Raw genomic sequence first — 20341 nt, forward strand, 5'->3', positions numbered from 1 at the left:
AGTTTGTTATCGCTTTTCAGGCGTCCCCTCTTCCTCCGAAGCGGAGTGCAAAGGTAGAAAAAATTATCCCCCGTGCAATACCAAAGGCGTGTTTTATTGCACATAAAAGCACAACCATCTGGAATACAGACACAAAAAATGCACACACCTCCCCTATGCACGTATACATTTATATAATGGGCTCCCCAACAGGGCTCCCAGTACAGTATAACACACGGCTTGCAGGCAGGGTATAGCAGTTATACTATATATATACGTGTTGCCATTTTAACACGGAGAAGCAAAGGTCGCAAAGAAGCATCGCTCTGCCGGCATTTAGACCAATCATACCTTATAAATGATACTACGGCATTATACGGACGCCCAAAAAACACTAGGAAAACGTGGAAAGCAGCATCGAACTATTATTAAGAATAATGTGAATTCGGTTTAAGCAGTATACTATATGTAGTTTACATTTAAACGTTTTTTTAGCTCGCGGCCGCTGGGCTCCTACTTTTTGACCGCAAAAAGTAGCAAAAAACTCTCGGTTGCTTATTTTCCTTTCAAAGAAGGTGGTTTGGCTTATTTTTGCAATCCGAAAAACAAGAGACCGAAAATTAGCTGAACGGAGATTTGAGGGGCTATCGCTATATCGAGTTAGCAGTAGTTCCTCCGTTAAATAAAACCGATGGAAATGGAAGACTATTAAAGGTGTAATTCTCCCAACCTTAATATATATATGTAAGCGGTTTGCAGGCACTGAGCTCGCCACTAGTGGTGCCGCAGTAAAATAAACCCGATGGAAATGGAAAGCCCGCAAGCGAGGTACGAGTGCGGACTTGAAATAAACAGCGGGGCTATCGGAACCGAAGAACTTGAATGACTGCTTTTCAAATACAACAAATTTCATTAAGCTAAACAGACTCAGCGAGAGAGGAGCTAAACTACAGCGCTATATCCTGCCACTTTGACCTATATTTTACTTTGGAACAAGCATTGATAAACAACGGTATAAGCAAAAATTAGTTTAAGATATGACAACAGAAAAAGGAAGTATTTCCATACACACAGAAAACATTTTCCCAATCATCAAGAAATTCCTGTATTCGGACAATGAGATTTTCTTAAGGGAATTAGTTTCTAATGCGGTTGACGCGGTGCAAAAGATTAAACGCTTAGGCGCTCTTGGTCAATTTAAGGGCGAGGTTGGCGAGCCTTTGGTGGAAGTAAAGTTAGATGAAAAAGCAAAAACCATCACTATTAGCGATAATGGCTTGGGGATGACTGCTGAAGAAATCAAAAAATACATTAACCAAGTGGCTTTCTCTGGCGCCAGCGAGTTTGTAGAGAAATTTAAGGATGCAAAAGATGCTAACGAAATTATCGGTAAATTCGGTTTAGGTTTCTACTCTGCGTTTATGGTGGCTGATTTGGTAGAAATCAACACTTTATCGTACCAAGAAGGTGCTGAGCCTGCAAAATGGACTTGCGATGGCAGTACTTCTTTCGAAATTTCGGAAGGTTCGAGAACTACTCGTGGTACAGATATCGTTTTACATGTTAATACAGAAAGTGAAGAGTTTTTAAGCGAGCACAAACTACAAGAGATTTTAGATAAATACGCTAAATTTTTACCTGTGCCAATTAAATTTGGCACTAAAACAGACAGCGTAGAAGATGGAGTTGACGAAGAAGGAAAAGCTAAATATACATCGGTTGAGGTTGATAACATTGTAAATACGACCAACCCAATCTGGACGAAAGCGCCTGCAGATTTGTCAGATGCTGATTACTTGGATTTTTACAAGCAACTATATCCATTCTCTGACGATCCTTTGTTCTGGATCCACTTGAATGTTGATTATCCTTTTAACCTAACGGGAGTTTTATATTTCCCTAAAGTGAAAGAAGATTTCGATATGCAGCGCAACAAAATCAAGTTGTTCTCTCGTCAGGTGTTTATTACTGATGAAGTGAAGGACATTGTTCCTGAATTCTTGATGTTGTTGCATGGTGTAATTGACAGTCCGGATATTCCTTTGAACGTTTCAAGAAGTTTCTTGCAAGCCGATGGTAACGTGAAGAAAATCAACAACTATATCACTAAAAAAGTAGCTGATAAGTTAAGCGAACTATTTAAAGCAGACCGTAAAGGTTTTGAAGAAAAATGGGGTGATATTGGCTTGTTCGTGAAATATGGTATGATTAGCGAGGAGAAATTCTACGATAAAGCGAAAGATTTTGCCTTGTTAACCAACACCAAAAAAGAAGCTTTCACTTTTGAAGAGTACAAAGAGAAAGTAAGTGCCGCACAAACAGATAAAAACGGTAACGTAGTTTATTTATATGCTACTGATTTAGATAAGCAAGATGGTTTTATCCAAGCTGCAGAGAAAAAAGGTTACGATGTATTAGTGATGAACTCTGCAATTGACAGTCATTTTGTGAGCAGCTTAGAGCAGAAGTTGGAGAAAACATTATTGAAGCGTGTGGATGCTTCGGTGGCGAACCAACTGATTGAGAAAGACGAGACGTTGGAGTCGGTATTGAGCGAAGAGCAATCTACGACGGTTAAAGGCATTTTCGAAAAAGCGATTACCAAACCAGGTTACACTGTAGAGGTTGTTGGCTTAAATCCAGATGATGCGCCTGTAACGATTACTATGGATGAGTTTATGCGTAGAATGAAAGACATGGCAAAAATGGGTGGCGGAATGAGTTTCTATGGCAATATGCCTGACAGTTACAAAGTGGCGATCAACGGAAACCATAAATTGGTAAGCAAAATTTTAGCTGCTGGCGAAGAAGAGCAAAGCAAATTTGCCAAGCAGGCGGTTGATTTAGCACTACTTTCGCAAGGTATGTTAACTGGTGCAGAATTAACTGCATTCGTAAGCCGCAGCGTTGAGTTGATTTAACCCCCTAAACGGCGCAGCCCTCAAGCACGCCAATAAGACAAATTGTGCTTAATCCCCTAAAAGGGACGTTTAAGTATTATCGTCATTGCGAGGCACGAAGCAATCTTACAACTTTAGCTATTATTTAACCGCTTTAGGATTGCTTCGGACCTCGCAATTTTTATTTTAACGATATGCTTTTTTAGTTTACCACCTTAGACACCTAAGAACACTTTAGGAATTGATAAAAACTTAAATGAGCTAAGATGTCTTAGGTGGTTCAAATTTTAGAAACATGAAAAGAAAACTTCCATTTGTACCGATTTTAATATTTGCATTAGTGTTCCTGCTAATTAATGGATATGCATTAAGTGCACTAGCTCCACTAATATCAGTGACACTGCTTCCATGGTTATGGATTTTTCCGATCGCACTTATAGCAGGATTTTCGTTTAGCTTAGCAAGGCTTAGCGTAGATGGGCAAACGAATTTATTTAAAATAAGTGCACATGCGCTGTTGGTTTATTTTGTTTCGTTATTGGTTTTCGTATTAACTGAAGTACTCACAGATGCCTACAGATTACTAATTGGAGTAATTAACTATTTTTCAGAAAGCAATTTCGTTTACCCCGAAAGGCCATTAATTGGAGTTTATTTAGGTATTTCATTAGTATTAGTAATCGTTATTGCTTTTGTTTACGGGATTTTTAGAGGAAAATACGCCTATCGGGTGATTAAGCACACCTTATATTTTGATGATTTACCAGATGCTTTTGATGGTTTTAAGCTAGCTCAAATTTCTGATGTTCATGCAGGCAGCTTAACTAATCCTAAAGCGGTACAAAAAGGAATTGATTTGATTAATCGCCAACGGGCGGATTTATTTGTTTTTACTGGAGATTTGGTGAATAACAAAGCCGAAGAGGTAAAACCTTATATCAATCATTTCTCACAAATTAAAGCTCCATTTGGTCAGTTCTCTGTTTTAGGCAACCATGATTATGGCGATTATGTGAAGTGGGAAAGCGATGCGGCAAAAAGAGAAAACTTACAACAGTTGAAGAATTATCACGCTGAAATTGGATTTAAGCTATTATTAGACGAGCATGTGAGGCTAGAAAAAAATGGCCATAAAATTACTTTAGCGGGAATAGAAAATTGGGGTTTAGGCTTTGGCGAACGTGGCGATTTAGAGAAAGCCTTACGAGGCACTACAAAAGATGAATTTAAAATCCTGCTATCTCACGACCCAAGTCATTGGGAGGCACAAGTGAAAAACCATGCTTCAAAGATACATCTTACCTTAGCTGGACACACTCACGGAATGCAGTTTGGTATTGAAGCTTTTGGCTTAAAATGGAGCCCTGTACAATTCCGCTACAAACATTGGGCTGGCGTTAAAAAAGAGAACAACAGATTTTTGAACGTAAATAGAGGCTTTGGCTTTATTGGTTTTTCTGGAAGAGTAGGCATTTGGCCAGAAATTACTTTGATCGAGCTGCGAAAAACCAAAGCAAACAACTAAAAATCAAGCAAAAGAGAAAAACATTTAAAAAATTGTAGCGTTCTTATGATTGTCTGCGTATGGATGATGTGAGTTAATGGCAAGGTGCCGCATTATTTAATATTTTTATATCATCATGAGATTTTTTTTAAAACACAAAGCTATCGCTGCTGCGTTAACGTTCTCTTTGCTTTCGTTAGGTCTGGTTTCTTGTTCTAAAATGGACAGCAACTACGAACCTATCCAAGTTTCTGGATTAAACATCATTCAGGCATCGCCTACTACAGAACTATTAGATGTGTATGTAGACAATTCTAGGGCAAACGGCAGCGAATTCGAATTTGGCAGTAAAATTGGTTATTTAAGCGCTTTCTCTGGAAACAGGGCTTTTAATGTCACTAAAAGAGGAACTTCAAATTCATTAAAAAGTTTGCAGCATACACTTAAACCACAAGCTGGCTATTCACTTTTCGTGGCAAATACCTTCGCTAATATCGAATTTTTGATGTTAGAAGATAATTTAGAGAAACCTGCCACAGGAAAAGCAAAAATCCGTTTTGTAAACCTAAGCCCTGATGGAGGTACTTTAAGCTTAAATGTAAACGGTGCCGCTACAGACCTCGTTTTAAACAAAGCTTTTAAAGAATATAGTACCTTTGAAGCTGTAGATGCTGCTGAAAGCGTAACGCTTAACATTAAAAATAGTAGTGGAGCAACTGAAAGCAGCATTACCGCTGTTAAATTAGAAGATGGTAAAATTTATACCGTTTATGCCAAAGGTTTAAAAGCCAACACAGACGACACTAGACTTTCTGCAAAGATTTTTGTTCACAGCACAGGTAACGTAAACTAATACTCCCCCACACACAAATACAATTTCGTCGCCATTGCGTTCGGAGAAAACCAAACTGTCTAAGCAACAGGTTTCTTCAATCGCAATGGCGATTTTTTTATGTATTATACCTATCTTAACTATTTATTGCACTAATTAAATTCTCCGATATGTTAAGGATTTTATTCATTTCATTTATAGTTTTATCTGGTTACAATAGTTTCGCTAATGCGGATACAATTGCGATAAAAAAGCATCTTAAAAATATTACCAAGACCGCATCTTATCGAAACTATGAAAATCTAAAGCAATTAAATGCTATCGCCAACTATATCAAATCTGATTTTTCGAAATATAGTAGCAACGTTTCGTTCCAAGAATATAAGGTTGATGGAAAAATATACAAAAATGTAATTTGCTCATTTGGGCCAGAAAAAGGCCAACGTATCATTATCGGAGCACATTACGATGTATGCGGCGACCAAGAAGGCGCAGATGACAATGCCAGTGGTGTAGTTGGATTGTTAGAATTGGCACAACAGCTAAAAGGTCAAAAACTCAATAAGCGTATCGATTTGATTGCTTACACCTTAGAAGAGCCTCCCTACTTTAGAACCGAACACATGGGCAGTTATATTCATGCCAAGCATTTAAAAGATAATAAAATTGATGTTTTGGGGATGATTTCGATAGAAATGATTGGTTACTTTAGCGATAAAGCAAACAGTCAAGAATACCCTTTAGCAGCAATGGCAAAAGTGTACGGCAACAAAGGCGATTACATTACTTTAGTTAGTACCCAAGAAAAAGGAAAATTCGTAAAGGAGTTTAGCGACCATTTCAAACAGTCAAAATCTATAAAAACAGAAGAGTTTAATGCTCCCGCATCATTACCAGGAATAGATTTCTCTGATCATTTAAATTATTGGAATTTCGGGTACAGTGCAATGATGATTACCGATACCTCGTTCTATAGAAATAAGAATTACCATAAAAAAACAGATAAAATGGAAACTTTGGATATCGCCCGAATGGCAAAGGTAATTGATGGTATTTACTTAGCTTTGCTAAAGTTGACGAAATAGAATGGATAAAAAGAACATCAAGAAGTATATCTCTAACGGAATTTTCATACTTGTTTTAGCCTTATTTGTTTTTGTACCTTCGGCTAAAGCTTTGTTGTTGCAAGGTTTGATGCAGGTAGGTTTATTCAATCCAGATGTTAAAACTGAAAAAAACTTAACTAACCCTACCGCCGACTTAAAGTTTAAAGATCAAAACGGAAAGGTTGTTACATTAAATGAGCTGAAAGGAAAAGTTGTTTTCCTTAACTTTTGGGCTACTTGGTGCCCGCCCTGTTTAGCGGAAATGCCATCAATCAATAAATTATACGAAAAGCACAAGGATAATAAAGATGTCGTTTTTATTCTTCTAGATGCCGACAGCAATTTCGAGAAAGCTAACGGATACATGAATGCGAGAAAATATACCATGCCGGTTTATCAAATGGCAAGTAATGTTCCCGAACAAATTTTTGCGGGTTCGCTACCAACCACTATAGTTTTCGATAAGCAAGGTAGGTTATCTTTCAAACATGAGGGCGCTGCCAACTATAATAGCAAGAAATTTGTGGAGTTTATAGAGAAGTTGAGAGTGAGCGTTCAATAGTTCATTAATCATCCGTTTATTTTCGACTGAATATTGAAATTTGGTTATTGGGATTAATTACTGGTCATTAAGAAACTTCATATATGTTTCTCTGTCTATCAGCTCTGCACCTAAACTCAACAGATGGTCGTTAGGTAATTGACAATCTATCAATTCAAAATCTGTTTGTTGACAAAGAAATATTAACACAACTTTAGAGGCATTACTTACCAAACTGAACATACTTTCGCCACAAAACACTTTGTTAATAGCGATACCATACAGTCCACCTACCAAATTCCCATCTTTCCAAACTTCCACACTGTGCGCCCAGCCTAACTGATGCAAATTGATATATGCTTCTTGCATTTCATTGGTAATCCATGTTCCTGGCTGGTCTTTACGTGGGGTTTTAGCACAATTTGCAATCACTTTTAGGAAAGCCTGATTAGCTGTTACTTTAAATCCACCATTTTTCAGGATTTGTTTCATGCTTTTGCTCACCTTAATCCTATCGGGATAAATTACGCAACGTTCATGAGGCGAATACCAGCAAATGGGATCATCGTCGCTAAACCAAGGAAAAATACCATGTTGATAAGCAAGAATTAATCTTTCAGCGCTTAAGTCGCCACCAATGGCAAGTAAGCCATCTTCATCAGCTAGTTCAGGGTTTGGAAATACGATTTCATCTTCAGGCAACCTAAAAACCATGTCCAAAAATACAGAACATATCCATTAGGTTGCCATGAAATTAATTTTTTCGCTTAAGAACGTAGTACTTAGTTACATCATTGCCTGTAGCAACTGAGTGAGCCTGAAATAATTCGTAACCATTCGATCTCATTGTATTGAGAAATTCAATAGCAGAGTTGAACTCCAAATTTTTACCCTTTACATCCTTAACAATTGCAGCATGCCTATCATAAAGTACTTTTTGTCCGTACTCTAACCAAATTAGCATTTTATCTCCCTGCCTAAAGGCATGAAACTCAATATATTCTTGCTTTAAATCTGAGAGGTTAATGCCATTAACCGTTTGAGCAGATACTTTGCCGATAGCAAAAAAGGCAATCATCGTTGCCAATAGGAAAATTCTTTTCATTTTTTTAGGTTTTTTGTGTGTATCAGCAAGATAACACTAATAATTCCATTAGTAATAAAAAGAATGTAACGAAAATGGTGTTGTGTGTTACTCCGCTTTTTTGAAAACCATCAGCAAAGTTTCGTTTTGATATAGATAAAGTCTATTGCCAGAAACCCTGCCTGCAGTGACTTTTTCTAAATCAGCGTAATATTGATTTTCGGCTTTACCCACAGCTTCACAATACATTTTAGTACCGAAGATTTTGCTGAACTCTATGGCATTACCATTAATAACTGCGTTGCCACCGTAAGTATTACAAAAAGATTTTCCACCAATTTTATTTCCTCCGCTTACATTTAATGTAGCTTTTGCCGATGTAGGCATGGTTTTGTTTGGCCAACGTGTTAACTCCCACTTAGTGTCTTTTTGTTTGATCACGCTAAGGTCTCTGGTGCAAGCTTGTAATGCAATAAATACAAACAGTGCTAAAATTATTCTTTTCATTCTATTAACTAATTAAGCCTATCTTTTTGGAATGAGCAATGGCATCTTCGCTATGCACAAAAAGACAGGTACTGATATTTTTGTCCTCTAATTTATTCAATATTTCTTGCGTAGCGAATAATTTAGATTTTCTTACGTTTCGAATATAAACAGCAATTACGTTTTTGCCATATTTTTCTGCGATTTTATAATAAATTTCTGGGTCCTTTTGTGAATTATCGCCTAAAAACACAAACTTCTGATTTGGGAAGGCATCAATAATTCGCATGATTCGAATGAATTTTCCATCATGACCTGTTTTACCTGTTTTCAGTAAATCTTTCCATCGTTTCAATTGGTTCAATAAAAAAGTACCCTCTGGAAATCCATTAAACCTAAAAGTCTCTACCAAGTAGTCGTACAGATTCCATTCGCTGCTAGACACATAAAAGAACGGATTAGGTTGTTGAGGTGCTGTATGTGCATTTGCAAGTAACTCATAATGATACCTAGTAGACTGAAATGTTTTACGAGTTCGGGGATTTTTGAGTAGTAATTCTTTCAATCTTTTGGCAATGGTTTTAGAATGCGAAACCATTATCGTATCATCTATATCTGAAATAAATGCATACTGTGTAATATGAGGAACGTAAATAGAACCACTGGATTTAGCAATTTCTTCTCCTTCTTCGTTAAAAGCTAGCACATCTACATCATGCCAACCAGCGTCAACATTTTCTTTGGCTTCCCACTCAAACTTAAAGAAGCCATCATAAGCTGCGTTAGTAGTTACCGTTTGTCCATTAAAATTCAATTGTACTTTCGCAAAAGGATAAGGTTTCACCATAAAAAGCCTGAACAGATGCTTCATATTGGCGAAAAAACCATCTTTATAACGCTGTTTTGCTTTTGCTCTGTGTTTAAAAACATGACCATAGACCACTAAATTATGAGTGTGTCCATATCCATGATATACCTTTACCTGAGCTACTTTTTTCGACATATAATATTTAAAACAGAGTACCACAATTGTTGTTTTATATCATATTATTTATATGACCTATAAGAACAGCAAACTACGACTACTATTTGTAGTAAACCAAGGCTCTGGCAGCAAAGATGCAAGTCTTAGCGAGCAGATTATCAATTATTTCAGTGATAGTGAAATTAGTATTGAAATTTTTGAGCTGCCACGCAAATGTAATGTCGAACAAATTAAAAAGGCCATAGGAAAAGCAAAGGCTGATAGGGTAATAGCAGTTGGTGGTGATGGCACTTTGAAATTAGTTGCGGAATGTTTATTAAATACTGAAACTCCCATCGGGATTATTCCTGCTGGCTCTGCCAACGGCATGGCCAAAGAGCTCGGCATTCCCTTAGATCTTGAAGAGGCAATGGAAGTTGCAGCCACTGGCAATCCTCAAAAAATACATACCACATTGGTTAATAATGAATTGTGTATCCATTTATCAGATATCGGCTTTAATGCCTACTTGGTTAAAAAATTTGATGAATTACCCACCAGAGGAATGTTGACCTATGCCAAATCTGCGTGGCATGCCTTTTGGAACCATCGAAAAATGAAGGTGCAGTTTAAAGTTGGCGACCGTGACATCAAGGCTGATGCGGCAATGGTGGTAATTGCCAATGCCACCGAATACGGTACGGGCTTCAATATTAATCCTAATGGAAAACTCAATGATGACGTTTTCGAAATAATTTTAATTAAAGAATATGCGGTGATGGAAATCCTAAAAATATGGATGAGCAAACTGCCGTGGAACCCTAAAAAAATTGAGAGTTTTCAAGCTTCTGAAGTAAAAATCACCACTAAATACAAAGTCCATTTTCAAGTAGATGGCGAATACTTAGGTAAAACCAATAAAGTTGAAGCTAAACTACTTCCTAATTCCATCAATATTATTTTCCCTTAGCGAATTATCGAACAGAGATACAGGAGCTTTCGAAATATAACTTCCCCAAAATCTGAATCGCCTATAACTGTTACAACACCACATTTTACCTCAAAAACAACTTATATTCCTATAAGCTATAGACTTATATCCATTTAAATTGGTGAAGCATTTTCTATTAACTAATTTTGCACTCAATAAGTTACAACTCTTTCTTGTAGAAAGTAAGTTTAAATCTTCCTACCATCTAACCTCACCCCGTTAAGCATCTACCAAAAGACAAGAGGATGAAAAATATATCAATTTCTAAAGTATTATTTTGCCTATCGCTTTTGCCAGGAAATCTAGGTTTTCTTTTTGCCATCGGCAAGGAAGATAGATTATCAAGGAAGATGCAAACGGAAGATGATCGTATTGAATATTCCATTTCTGATATAGCGATTGATAATAGTCGTGATAATCTAGAGAGGGCTAATTGGAACCAACGTCCTACCGCTTCGTTCGATTATGAGGCCGATCGTGTTAAAATAATGGCTGCCGGCAGAAAATTGATTTATTCTGACTCACATCCGGGCTATTCGGCGTCTAGCATCGCAGCTTGGGCTACAACCCGTGTGAATAACCAAAAAGCTGATGGATCGTGGGCTTTAACTTACACTGGTAAAAGTGTAGAATATACTCATGTAGATAATTTAAGAATAATGGCTATAGCCTATTCGCAACCTGGCACAGCAAAATATAATGAAAAAAGACTGTACGATGGGATTGTAAAGGGGCTCGAATATTGGTATGGAGTTAATCCTACACACAGTAATTGGTATTACAATAACATTGCGTATCCTAGTAGAATTGCTGAAACACTACTTGTGATGCGATATGGTCAATTAAAAATTCCTGCAGATCTGGAAGCGAAAATGTTCTATTTATTGGAAACTAAAGCAGGAAGCCCTGCAAATCAAAATGGATCGAATAGGACACAAATCGCTAGGCATTGGATCTATAGGGCTTGTTTAAAAAACGATAAAAACTTGCTGGATCAAGCTATTGAATACACCTTTGACCCTTTAACGCTTACAACAGGATTTGGAATACAGCACGATTATTCATTTCATGCACATGGGCCGCAATTATATATAGGAGGCTATGGAAGAGAATTAGTGGAAGACATAGCGCAAACATTAGTCCTATGCGATGGAACATCCTATCAATTATCGAGTGAAAGATTAAACGTTTATAGTAACTTTTTACGCCAAACCTATCTAAGAGCTATAAGAGGTCGTTATTACTTGTACAATATCTTAGGCAGGAGTATAGCATTTAGAGGTCGCCTAAACCAAGGTAGCCTAGTCAATTTTTTAAAAATCATCAAAATAAAAGACCCTGCTTATGCTACAATTTATGACCAAGCTATCGCGAGAATCAATGAATCGCAACCATCAAGTTATCAATTAGAAAATATCCATACACATTACCATAGATCTGACTATACACTGCATAGCAAGCCAGAATATACATTTGACATAAGAACCGTATCTAAGCGAACCGAAAGAAGCGAAAATGGTAATAACGAAAGCTTACTTGGATATTTTTTGGCTGATGGCGGCACAAATATCGGCGTTACCGGCACCGAATACTACAATATATTCCCTACGTGGAATTGGGCTATGATTCCTGGTACTACAGCACGCAACGGAACTATGGTAAGACCAACACCATGGGGTACTGAAGGGAACCGAGATTTTGTAGGAGGAGTATCTGACACTACCCGAGGTGTGAGCGTTTATGATATGGACAGCAACAATACCCGCGGAAAAAAAGCTTGGTTCTTTTTCGACGATGAAGTTGTTTGTCTAGGCGCAGGTATTAACTCTATTGGGGCAGGAGAAGTAAATACTACCCTGAACCAATGTCTATTACAAGGGGATGTAAATACTTTTTCTCAAGATGGAGTACTGACAACCTACACAAATAACAATGTTGAAACAAGTGCGAACAATTTAAAGTGGGTGCTACACGGAAAAGTGGGCTACGTTATACCCGAAGGCGGAAATAGCGACATTGGCTTAACAGCCTTACCGAGAACTGGAAAATGGAGTGACATTACAAGTAAAGAACCGTCTACTGTTATCACCAATAATGTATTTACCTTATGGCTCAAGCACGGTGTTACACCACAAAATGGCAACTATGCCTATGTGGTAGTACCAAATAAAAATACAGCTGAGGAAATGAACAATTATGTGGTTAAAAACGACATTACTATATTATCAAATACTTCACAAATACAAGCTGTAAGGCACAAAAAACTCAATCTCCATAGCTTCATTTTTCATAGTGCGAATCAAACTTTTGCTAATGACACCATTAGTGTAAATACCGATAAGCCTTGCCTTTTGATGGTACAGCCAATGGCCAATGGAAAAATCAGGTTACACGTTTCCGATCCTACCAAAGCACAAACACAGATTACCATTAAAGCAAAATGGAAGGGAGAAAATATAGCACGAGAAATTACCATCCCATTAATTACAGGTAACGTATATGGCGGGCAAACTGCGATCGGCTATCTCCCAGAATATAATGTGTTACCTTTAAAGCTGTTAAACTTTAATGGAAAGAGAGGAACTAATGGGGTGAACCTCAGTTGGAAAAGCACCAACGAAAAGAACGTTGATTATATAGAAATATGGCGCAAAGAAAAACTAGGTACCGATAAGCTTATCAACAAAGTTAAACCTTATAATAACGAAAGTGGCATCAACAATTACAGTTATACTGATAGAACCGCAACTAATGACGAACAATACTATCAACTGAAAATTGTAGATCTAGATGGTACTTTTAGCACTTCGGATTTTGTTGTTGTTCCAAAAATGGTAAAGGCTGATGATGTATCGGTTTTCCCCAATCCTGCAAATAATTACATTTATATTAAACTCGAGCCAAAGCAACTGATAAGGATTTACAATTCACTAGGTAAACTATGCCAACAGACTTTTGTACACGAGCAAGACGCTGTTGATATCAGTAAACTTCCAAATGGCATTTATTACCTGAGAACCGAAGAAAAATCGACAAAGTTTATTGTGAATAGATAATGTAGTTTATAGCTTTTAGCCCTCTTGTTTGGCAGCTATGTTAGCTCTAATGGTCAAGTAAAGCCTTATAAACTCGGCTGCAAAACAGACCTTTAATAAAACAGGGAACCATTTATCGTCGTAATTACTTAGTGCTTCCGGAAGCAAAGTGATAAATCCTAACGTAAAAACCCACAAATAAAGCCTAAAAGGGAACTGAATATAATAACTAATAAAACCCAACTTCTTTCCGAAGAACAAACCATAAGCTCCAAACAAAACCAACGCATACATAGGGAACATTAAAACACCCTGAATTTTATCTGAAAGCAATGTAAATTTAGAGAAATTTTGGAAGACAGACCATAATTGCATGGTCATAAACACCAAAGAAAGTAAATCTAGAAAAACAAAAGATCGAAGAAGTATACGCATGTTTATTTACAATATTTGGCAAGCAGCTTATCCGCTTTTGTTGAGCCCATATATTTCACAAACTTAAAATCTTCGCAAGCGCTTTCCAAATCGCCCTGACTTATTTTTTTTTCTGCAATTCTTAATTTTCTGGCAATAAAGTCTTCATCTACTCCCATCTCCTTTTTTAGATCAATGATTTTTTCTTCTTCAATAAAGTTTTCAGTTCCCTCCGCTATGTTTCTGTAAAAATTAGCAATCTTGCTGAGCGATGCCATATCATCATTGTATTGTTTAATGGCTAAGCCTACGCTTCCGGGATTTATCTGCTCGCAACCATAATCCTGCAAAGAAAATTTCATAGGTGTCCTAATTAGAAAGGTAGTATCATAGCCAGCTGGAATAATCCATTTTCCACTAGTTAATTTAATTAGGCGAAGTGCTTCAGCGTCTAAATCCGCACCAATTCCTTTAGTTACGGCAGCGTAAGTTATCTTTCCCTCTTTATTTACCTTAAAAGCAACCTCCATATTTCCCTGAATACAGTTTTCGAGGGCATACATTGGGTAAATGGTATTCGCTTTCACAAAAGATTCCAAGCCGTTTTTAATGCTCGGGCGTTGTTGTGCATTTACCTGCAAAGAGATGGTCAGCAATAAAACTAAAATCAATCGGCTCATTATTAAATTTACAAATTATTTAAGAAAGCTTAAAGCCCCTATTGGCATTGTTACTTACACGCAGAACGTTAAATTGTTTTTAGAAAAGCAGTTACAGCAGCATTGTTGTACCGAAAGTCCCGTTTTACGCTTTACTGCGTGCTCGCTCCAACCGGGCTTATTAAACTTACTGCATTAGTTCTATTGTTTCCTCTCTGGCTACGCCATCTCTCCCAAAAATTTAAATTGCTTAATATACTTTACTACTCTCTCCCTTTGGGAGAGATGCCCATAGGGCAGAGAGGGTTTATATAAGTCGTAGCAAAACCTTTGATAAGGTATATCACCCCTTAAAAACGTAAACATAGTTGTATAAGAAATGAGATAGTGCCCCAAAGTTCACGAACAGATGCCATAACTCGTGACTGTGCAAATATTTATACAATGGTTTATCCTTTGCGTAGTAGTAAGTGCCACCGATATAAAAAACACCGCCAAAAAACAACCAAAACAAGCCTGCTACAGGCACGCTTTCGATCATCTTTGCCAGAAATGGGATAATCAAACATCCCATTGCAATGTATAATCCAGTAGAAAGATTTCCCTTTTTTAACTTGTTGAAGATTTTGAGCAAGCAGCCCAAAATAGCAATTAGCCAAACCAGTCCGAAAAGTAACCAACGCAGCCAACCATCAAAAATGATTAGTGCAGTTGGTGTGAACGAACCTGCAATCATTAGATAGATACAGCAGTGGTCAAACTTTTGCCAAAATCTAATGCCGTATTCTGTTTTGGGCACACTGTGATAAATAGCACTAACGCTAAAAAGAAGTAAAATCCCTCCTCCGTAAACCAAAGCCGCTACGTTCTCAAAAACCGTTGTTGATTTTTCCAGCAGTAGATGTAATCCGGGTACTGCTAAAACTGCAGGCAAGAAGTGTGTAATGAAATTTCCGGGCTCCCGGATGTATTTACTCATTTTCTGGCAAATCCGTATCCTTACGTTCTTTAGCTATTTTGTCGAAAATTTGGTCCATTCTTTCTACGTATTCATTGGTATCATCAACAAAGAAAGATAATGTAGGCACCACCCTAGCCTGATGGCGAATACGCGAACCTAATTTATACCTAATTTCTCCAGCATGCGAATTAACCGTAGCTACAGATAAATTCGTATTGTTTGTATTTAAGAAACTAAGGTACACTTTTGCTACTGCCAAATCTGGCGATACACGAACCTTAGTAATTGTTACCAATGTATTTGGCAAGTAAGCCGCACCTTCTCTTTGAAAAATTGAGGCCAATTCTTCCTGTAATAATCCTGCAAACTTCTTTTGTCTGTTACTTTCCATAAATTTATTTCCTTTCGTCATTGCGAGGTACAAAGCAAGCTAACAACTAAAAACTTATCGCTTTAAGATTGCTTCGTACCTCGCAATGACGGTTTAATATCTAATATAACAATTTATCATACGGATAGCGTGTAGTGTGAATATCTTTCACTCTGTCGTACAACAATGTCCTAAATTCTTCTAAATTTTCTTTTTGTGTAGCTGAAATAAAAATAGCGGGAGCATTATGATGCGCCATCCATGTTTTTTTGAAATCTGCTAAAGTTAATGGTTCCCGTTGCTCATCTACATCTAATAATTTATCTTGCTCAGGCACTACATAGGCGTCAATTTTATTGAATACCATGATCGTTTCTTTATCCCTTGCACCTAAATCTTTCAAAGTTTCGTTAACGGTATTTATTTGGTCTTCAAAATTTGGATGTGAAACATCAACCACATGCACCAAAATATCTGCTTCACGAACTTCATCTAAGGTAGATTTAAAACATTCTACTAAATGGTGAGGAAGTTTGCGAATAAAACCAACCGTGTCCGACAATAGAAAAGGTAAATTCTCTATCACGACTTTTCTTACCGTAGTATCCAACGTTGCGAACAACTTGTTCTCAGCAAAAACATCCGATTTAGAAAGCATGTTCATAATGGTTGATTTACCTACGTTAGTATAACCTACCAAAGCCACACGAATTAACTGTCCTCGGTTTTTACGTTGGGTTTCGTTTTGCCTGTCAATCAGTTTTAAGCGGTCTTTCAACAAAGTGATTTTTTCTAAAATCATCCTTCTATCGCTTTCAATCTGGCTCTCACCTGGTCCACGCATTCCAATACCACCTTTCTGACGCTCTAAGTGGGTCCACAAACGTGTTAAACGAGGCAACAAGTATTGTAATTGTGCCAATTCTACCTGAGTTTTCGCTTGCGCAGTTTGTGCCCTTCCAGCAAAAATATCTAAGATGAGGTTACTTCTGTCTAATATTTTTACCTGTAACTCTCTTTCTATATTACGCAGTTGCGATGGCGAAAGCTCGTCATCAAATACTACGATATCTATCTCTTCCGCTTTTACATAAGCTTGGATTTCCTCCAACTTACCTGTACCTACAAAGGTAGCACGGTCTGGCTTTTGCATGCGCTGCGTGAAAGTTTTTTCTACCACGCCACCTGCTGTATTTACCAAAAAGGCCAGCTCATCCAAATACTCTCTGGTTTGCTCGGTCTTTTCACCTGGCAAAGCCACTCCCACTAAAATCGCCCGTTCTTGTTTGGGCGCTGTATCATAAAATTTTTGTTTTCCCATTAATTACTACAAAGATACGAATGGATTTACGAATTATGGCTTTAGATTTACGATTTGATTTACATAACCCAATATCACTCAAAACATCTAATTAGAGTTTGCGAATTACAAGTTACAAAATAACAAGGGTTCCACTTCACCATGAAATGGAACCCTTGTTTATCAAATATGGTTAACTGTTATTGCTTAGTTCCCTCAAAATGGAAAATAACATCACTAGCTGCAGTCTGTTTAGTAATTAAAGTGATGGTCTTCTGTGAATTGTCGTATAACAAGGTACCATTAGGGTCTTGTGCCGTAGCATTATCAGTTGTTGGTATTGCTTGTATAACCATAATCTTAGCTGTAACTCCAGAGTAAACCTCTCCTGATTTAGGTGCAATTTTCACTCTATTTCCACTTTCTTTGGTAACAATAATAGTAGCATCAAAATATTGTGTTGAAAAATTGTCTATTGTGCCTTTATATGTTCCTACAACTCTAGCGGCAGCTGCTTCATCAGCGTTTCCAGAACTGTTATCATCATCTTTTGAGCAAGAGAAGAAAGCGGTTAATACAACTAAACAAAACGAAAGAGCTAATAATTTTTTAAATTTTTGCATGATTAAATAATTTAGGTTACAACTATAATGAGTAACCGCAAAATCAAACTCTATGCCAACATGGTCACATTTCCTTTACATCTTGCCCAATTTAAAATTCAAAAGCTCGTTATAATCTTATTTAATTAGGTTAATTTTAGCCTCTTTAATAATGACTATGAATAACCACCTGCAACATATCTCAACAGCGTTAAACATCAATAGCAAGCAAGTTAACGCAACGCTTACCCTCTTAGATGAAGGCGCCACTGTACCTTTTATCTCTCGTTATCGAAAAGAATTAACAGGCAGTTTAGACGAAGTGCAGATTGCTGCAATTAGAGATTTAGCACAGCAATTAAAAGAGCTAGATAAACGTAGGGAAGCGATTTTAAAATCATTAACAGAATTAGGCAAACTTACTCCAGAACTCGAAAAGCAGCTAAATACCGCACAAACACTGACTATTTTAGAGGACATCTATCTCCCATATAAGCCAAAACGAAAAACTAGGGCATCTATAGCCAGAGAAAAAGGCCTAGAGCCTTTAGCATTAAGAATTTTGGCGCAAAGCAGAATTGATGTAGAGCAAGAAGCTAGCACTTACATCAACGAAGAAAAAGGTGTAGCAAATACGGAAGATGCATTAGCAGGTGCAAGGGATATCATTGCCGAAATAATTAACGAAGACGCCGAAGCCAGGGCAAAGATGCGCAAGTACTTTGAGCAAAAAGCAACTTATAAAACTGTTTTGGCAAAAGGAAAAGAGGTTGAGGCTATTAAATATAAAGACTATTTTGAATGGGAAGAAAGTGCTAAAAATGCACCTTCGCACCGTGTGTTGGCAATGCTGCGTGGCGAGGAAGAAGGCCTGTTAAAGCTAGATGTACTTCCGCCAGATGAAGATGCCATTCAAATTTTAGACAATCAATTCATCACAGGAAATAACAGCGCCAGCAAACAAGTAGAATTAGCTATTTACGATGGCTACAAACGCTTGCTTCGCCCGGCAATGGAAACTGAGTTAAGGGCAGCGATTAAACAAAAAGCAGACGAAGAAGCTATTCGGGTTTTTGCGGCTAATGCACGTCAGCTACTAATGGCGGCCCCACTAGGACAAAAGAATGTAATGGCTATTGACCCTGGTTTTAGAACCGGATGTAAAGTGGTTTGTTTAGATAGACAAGGCGCATTACTTGAAAACACCACTATCTATCCACATACCGGACAAGGGAACATCAAAGATGCAGAATGGAAGGTGAAGCAACTTTGCGAAAAATATGAAATTGAAGCCATTTCTATCGGCAACGGTACTGCAGGAAGAGAAACAGAAACTTTTATCCGTGGACTTAAAATAGCTGACACGACCATTGTAATGGTGAACGAAAGTGGAGCTTCTATCTATTCGGCATCGCCTTTGGCAAGAGAGGAATTTCCAGACCATGATGTAACTGTACGTGGTGCCATTTCGATTGGACGCAGGCTTATGGACCCTTTGGCAGAATTGGTAAAGATAGACCCTAAATCTATTGGTGTAGGACAATACCAGCACGATGTAGACCAAACTAAATTACAACACAGTTTAGACGACACAGTAATGAGCTGCGTAAATGCTGTTGGTGTAGAATTAAATACGGCCTCCAAGCAATTATTGTCGTATGTTTCTGGTTTGGGCGATAGCTTGGCACAGAATATTGTGACCTATCGTAACAAAAATGGAGCTTTTAAAAACAGAGAGAGCCTCAAAAAAGTTCCTCGTTTGGGAGATAAGGCTTTTGAACAGGCGGCCGGTTTCTTGCGTATTCGCGATGCGGTGCAACCTTTAGATAGCAGTGGTGTACACCCAGAGCGTTACGAACTAGTAAGCAAAATGGCTAAAGACTTGGGCGTTTCTGTAGCACAGCTGATAAAAGAGACGGAGCTGCAAAAACAAATTAACCTGCAAAAGTATGTGAGTGCCGAAGTTGGGTTACCTACACTTCAAGATATTTTGAAGGAATTGGCTAAACCAGGTCGCGATCCCCGTGAACAATTTGAAGCGTTTAGTTTTGCCGATGGCGTAAATAGCATCGCAGATTTAAGAAAAGGGATGAAGCTGAAGGGAATTGTTACCAACATCACCAATTTTGGTGCTTTTGTAGATATCGGTGTGCATCAAGATGGTTTAGTACATACAAGTCAGTTGGCAAACCGTTTTGTGGCCAACCCTAACGAAGTAGTAAAAGTAAGTCAAGTAGTGCAGGTTACGGTTACAGATATTGATGTAGAGCGTAAAAGGATTTCTTTATCGATGAAGGAGGAAGGTGTTGCTAAGAGTAAAGAACAAGGAGCAAAGGGCAAAGACGAAACGCAGAAACGTAATGAGCAACCTCGTAAACAGTTCAATCAAAATCAACCAAAAAAAGAAAAAGAAGTTGATGGCGATTTGCAAGCTAAATTAGCAAAGCTGAAAGGAATGTTTAAATAATTAGAAGGCAACCTCTCTCTAACTCTCTCCTTTAAAAGGAGAGAGAACAGGAAGCATAATTATTAATATACAGCTTGAATAATGAATGTTCCTTTCAAAAATGCTTTTCTCACCCTTTTGGGGAGAACCGAATGGTAGCGAGCTCA

At 37.7% G+C, this 20341-nt stretch carries 18 protein-coding genes; 8 read left to right on the forward strand and 10 right to left on the reverse strand.

The window, feature by feature from the left end; all coding sequences use genetic code 11:
- Window positions 1-1016: 1016 nt before the first annotated feature.
- The 5 genes from htpG to CRO54_RS16145 all read left to right on the forward strand — a co-directional run bounded on the left by htpG (window position 1017) and on the right by CRO54_RS16145 (window position 6883).
- A complete protein-coding gene (htpG, locus tag CRO54_RS16125; RefSeq protein ID WP_097133124.1) occupies window positions 1017-2900 on the forward strand; it encodes a molecular chaperone HtpG in 1884 nt (627 codons plus the stop codon).
- Between the two features lie 274 nt (window positions 2901-3174).
- Window positions 3175-4404, forward strand: a complete 1230-nt coding sequence (locus CRO54_RS16130) for a metallophosphoesterase (RefSeq protein ID WP_097133125.1) — start codon at window positions 3175-3177, stop codon at window positions 4402-4404.
- A gap of 115 nt (window positions 4405-4519) precedes the next feature.
- Window positions 4520-5236 (forward strand): DUF4397 domain-containing protein, encoded by a 717-nt coding sequence (locus tag CRO54_RS16135; RefSeq protein ID WP_097133126.1) that lies wholly within the window; start codon window positions 4520-4522, stop codon window positions 5234-5236.
- Window positions 5237-5385: 149 nt separating this feature from the next.
- Window positions 5386-6300, forward strand: coding sequence for a M28 family peptidase (locus tag CRO54_RS16140; protein ID WP_097133127.1), 915 nt, complete (start codon window positions 5386-5388; stop codon window positions 6298-6300).
- Between the two features lies 1 nt (window position 6301).
- Window positions 6302-6883, forward strand: coding sequence for a TlpA family protein disulfide reductase (locus tag CRO54_RS16145; protein WP_097133128.1), 582 nt, complete (start codon window positions 6302-6304; stop codon window positions 6881-6883).
- 57 nt (window positions 6884-6940) lie between these two features.
- On the opposite strand, the gene aat is transcribed toward CRO54_RS16145, so the two are convergent.
- The 4 genes from aat to CRO54_RS16165 all read right to left on the reverse strand — a co-directional run bounded on the left by aat (window position 6941) and on the right by CRO54_RS16165 (window position 9435).
- Window positions 6941-7576, reverse strand: coding sequence for a leucyl/phenylalanyl-tRNA--protein transferase (gene aat, locus CRO54_RS16150; RefSeq protein ID WP_097133129.1), 636 nt, complete (start codon window positions 7574-7576; stop codon window positions 6941-6943).
- A 40-nt stretch (window positions 7577-7616) separates the two neighbouring features.
- Complete coding sequence (locus CRO54_RS16155) at window positions 7617-7967, reverse strand: hypothetical protein (protein ID WP_097133130.1); 351 nt, start codon at window positions 7965-7967, stop codon at window positions 7617-7619.
- Window positions 7968-8054: 87 nt separating this feature from the next.
- Entirely contained in the window at window positions 8055-8453 is a 399-nt protein-coding gene (locus CRO54_RS16160; RefSeq protein ID WP_097133131.1) for an META domain-containing protein, read from the reverse strand.
- 4 nt (window positions 8454-8457) lie between these two features.
- On the reverse strand, window positions 8458-9435 hold the full coding sequence (locus tag CRO54_RS16165; RefSeq protein ID WP_097133132.1) for an App1 family protein: 978 nt from the start codon (window positions 9433-9435) through the stop codon (window positions 8458-8460).
- Between the two features lie 52 nt (window positions 9436-9487).
- On the opposite strand from CRO54_RS16165, the gene CRO54_RS16170 reads away from it, so the two are divergent.
- Together CRO54_RS16170 and CRO54_RS16175 are read left to right on the forward strand one after the other, a co-directional pair.
- Window positions 9488-10366: a diacylglycerol/lipid kinase family protein gene (locus CRO54_RS16170; RefSeq protein WP_097133133.1), complete on the forward strand. Its 879-nt coding sequence runs from the start codon at window positions 9488-9490 to the stop codon at window positions 10364-10366.
- Window positions 10367-10632: 266 nt separating this feature from the next.
- Complete coding sequence (locus CRO54_RS16175) at window positions 10633-13443, forward strand: polysaccharide lyase family 8 super-sandwich domain-containing protein (RefSeq protein ID WP_097133134.1); 2811 nt, start codon at window positions 10633-10635, stop codon at window positions 13441-13443.
- 15 nt (window positions 13444-13458) lie between these two features.
- Here the strand turns inward: CRO54_RS16175 and CRO54_RS16180 are convergent, their stop codons facing one another.
- The 6 genes from CRO54_RS16180 to CRO54_RS16205 form a co-directional block, all read right to left on the reverse strand.
- Window positions 13459-13857 carry a hypothetical protein gene (locus CRO54_RS16180; RefSeq protein WP_138765868.1) on the reverse strand — a complete coding sequence of 133 codons (399 nt, stop codon included), beginning with the start codon at window positions 13855-13857 and terminating at the stop codon, window positions 13459-13461.
- Between the two features lie 2 nt (window positions 13858-13859).
- The gene (locus CRO54_RS16185) at window positions 13860-14516 is read right to left on the reverse strand and encodes a TonB family protein (RefSeq protein WP_097133136.1); all 657 of its coding nucleotides are present in this window, start codon (window positions 14514-14516) and stop codon (window positions 13860-13862) included.
- 322 nt (window positions 14517-14838) lie between these two features.
- Window positions 14839-15474 carry a PAQR family membrane homeostasis protein TrhA gene (gene trhA, locus CRO54_RS16190; RefSeq protein ID WP_097133137.1) on the reverse strand — a complete coding sequence of 212 codons (636 nt, stop codon included), beginning with the start codon at window positions 15472-15474 and terminating at the stop codon, window positions 14839-14841.
- The gene (gene rbfA / locus CRO54_RS16195; RefSeq protein WP_097133767.1) at window positions 15467-15847 is read right to left on the reverse strand and encodes a 30S ribosome-binding factor RbfA; all 381 of its coding nucleotides are present in this window, start codon (window positions 15845-15847) and stop codon (window positions 15467-15469) included. Before rbfA ends, trhA begins: the two co-directional genes overlap by 8 nt.
- Window positions 15848-15947: 100 nt before the next feature.
- Window positions 15948-17147 carry a GTPase HflX gene (hflX, locus tag CRO54_RS16200; protein WP_097133138.1) on the reverse strand — a complete coding sequence of 400 codons (1200 nt, stop codon included), beginning with the start codon at window positions 17145-17147 and terminating at the stop codon, window positions 15948-15950.
- 179 nt (window positions 17148-17326) lie between these two features.
- The gene (locus tag CRO54_RS16205; protein WP_097133139.1) at window positions 17327-17749 is read right to left on the reverse strand and encodes a hypothetical protein; all 423 of its coding nucleotides are present in this window, start codon (window positions 17747-17749) and stop codon (window positions 17327-17329) included.
- Window positions 17750-17906: 157 nt separating this feature from the next.
- Here CRO54_RS16205 and CRO54_RS16210 point away from each other — a divergent pair, with 157 nt between their 5' ends.
- Entirely contained in the window at window positions 17907-20195 is a 2289-nt protein-coding gene (locus CRO54_RS16210; RefSeq protein WP_097133140.1) for a Tex family protein, read from the forward strand.
- Window positions 20196-20341: the final 146 nt, after the last annotated feature.

This window comes from Pedobacter xixiisoli (genome assembly GCF_900215335.1).
Taxonomy (GTDB): domain Bacteria; phylum Bacteroidota; class Bacteroidia; order Sphingobacteriales; family Sphingobacteriaceae; genus Pedobacter; species Pedobacter xixiisoli.

Bases quoted from the DNA above. Each gene is read 5' to 3' on its own strand.
- CRO54_RS16180 (WP_138765868.1), bottom strand. From the start codon at position 13,857: ATGCGTATACTTCTTCGATCTTTTGTTTTTCTAGATTTACTTTCTTTG.
- CRO54_RS16205 (WP_097133139.1), bottom strand. From the start codon at position 17,749: ATGCAAAAATTTAAAAAATTATTAGCTCTTTCGTTTTGTTTAGTTGTA.
- rbfA (WP_097133767.1), bottom strand. From the start codon at position 15,847: ATGGAAAGTAACAGACAAAAGAAGTTTGCAGGATTATTACAGGAAGAA.
- CRO54_RS16175 (WP_097133134.1), top strand. From the start codon at position 10,633: ATGAAAAATATATCAATTTCTAAAGTATTATTTTGCCTATCGCTTTTG.
- CRO54_RS16170 (WP_097133133.1), top strand. From the start codon at position 9,488: ATGACCTATAAGAACAGCAAACTACGACTACTATTTGTAGTAAACCAA.
- trhA (WP_097133137.1), bottom strand. From the start codon at position 15,474: ATGAGTAAATACATCCGGGAGCCCGGAAATTTCATTACACACTTCTTG.
- CRO54_RS16145 (WP_097133128.1), top strand. From the start codon at position 6,302: ATGGATAAAAAGAACATCAAGAAGTATATCTCTAACGGAATTTTCATA.
- CRO54_RS16135 (WP_097133126.1), top strand. From the start codon at position 4,520: ATGAGATTTTTTTTAAAACACAAAGCTATCGCTGCTGCGTTAACGTTC.
- aat (WP_097133129.1), bottom strand. From the start codon at position 7,576: ATGGTTTTTAGGTTGCCTGAAGATGAAATCGTATTTCCAAACCCTGAA.
- CRO54_RS16210 (WP_097133140.1), top strand. From the start codon at position 17,907: ATGAATAACCACCTGCAACATATCTCAACAGCGTTAAACATCAATAGC.
- hflX (WP_097133138.1), bottom strand. From the start codon at position 17,147: ATGGGAAAACAAAAATTTTATGATACAGCGCCCAAACAAGAACGGGCG.
- CRO54_RS16130 (WP_097133125.1), top strand. From the start codon at position 3,175: ATGAAAAGAAAACTTCCATTTGTACCGATTTTAATATTTGCATTAGTG.
- CRO54_RS16160 (WP_097133131.1), bottom strand. From the start codon at position 8,453: ATGAAAAGAATAATTTTAGCACTGTTTGTATTTATTGCATTACAAGCT.
- CRO54_RS16185 (WP_097133136.1), bottom strand. From the start codon at position 14,516: ATGAGCCGATTGATTTTAGTTTTATTGCTGACCATCTCTTTGCAGGTA.
- CRO54_RS16140 (WP_097133127.1), top strand. From the start codon at position 5,386: ATGTTAAGGATTTTATTCATTTCATTTATAGTTTTATCTGGTTACAAT.
- CRO54_RS16155 (WP_097133130.1), bottom strand. From the start codon at position 7,967: ATGAAAAGAATTTTCCTATTGGCAACGATGATTGCCTTTTTTGCTATC.
- htpG (WP_097133124.1), top strand. From the start codon at position 1,017: ATGACAACAGAAAAAGGAAGTATTTCCATACACACAGAAAACATTTTC.
- CRO54_RS16165 (WP_097133132.1), bottom strand. From the start codon at position 9,435: ATGTCGAAAAAAGTAGCTCAGGTAAAGGTATATCATGGATATGGACAC.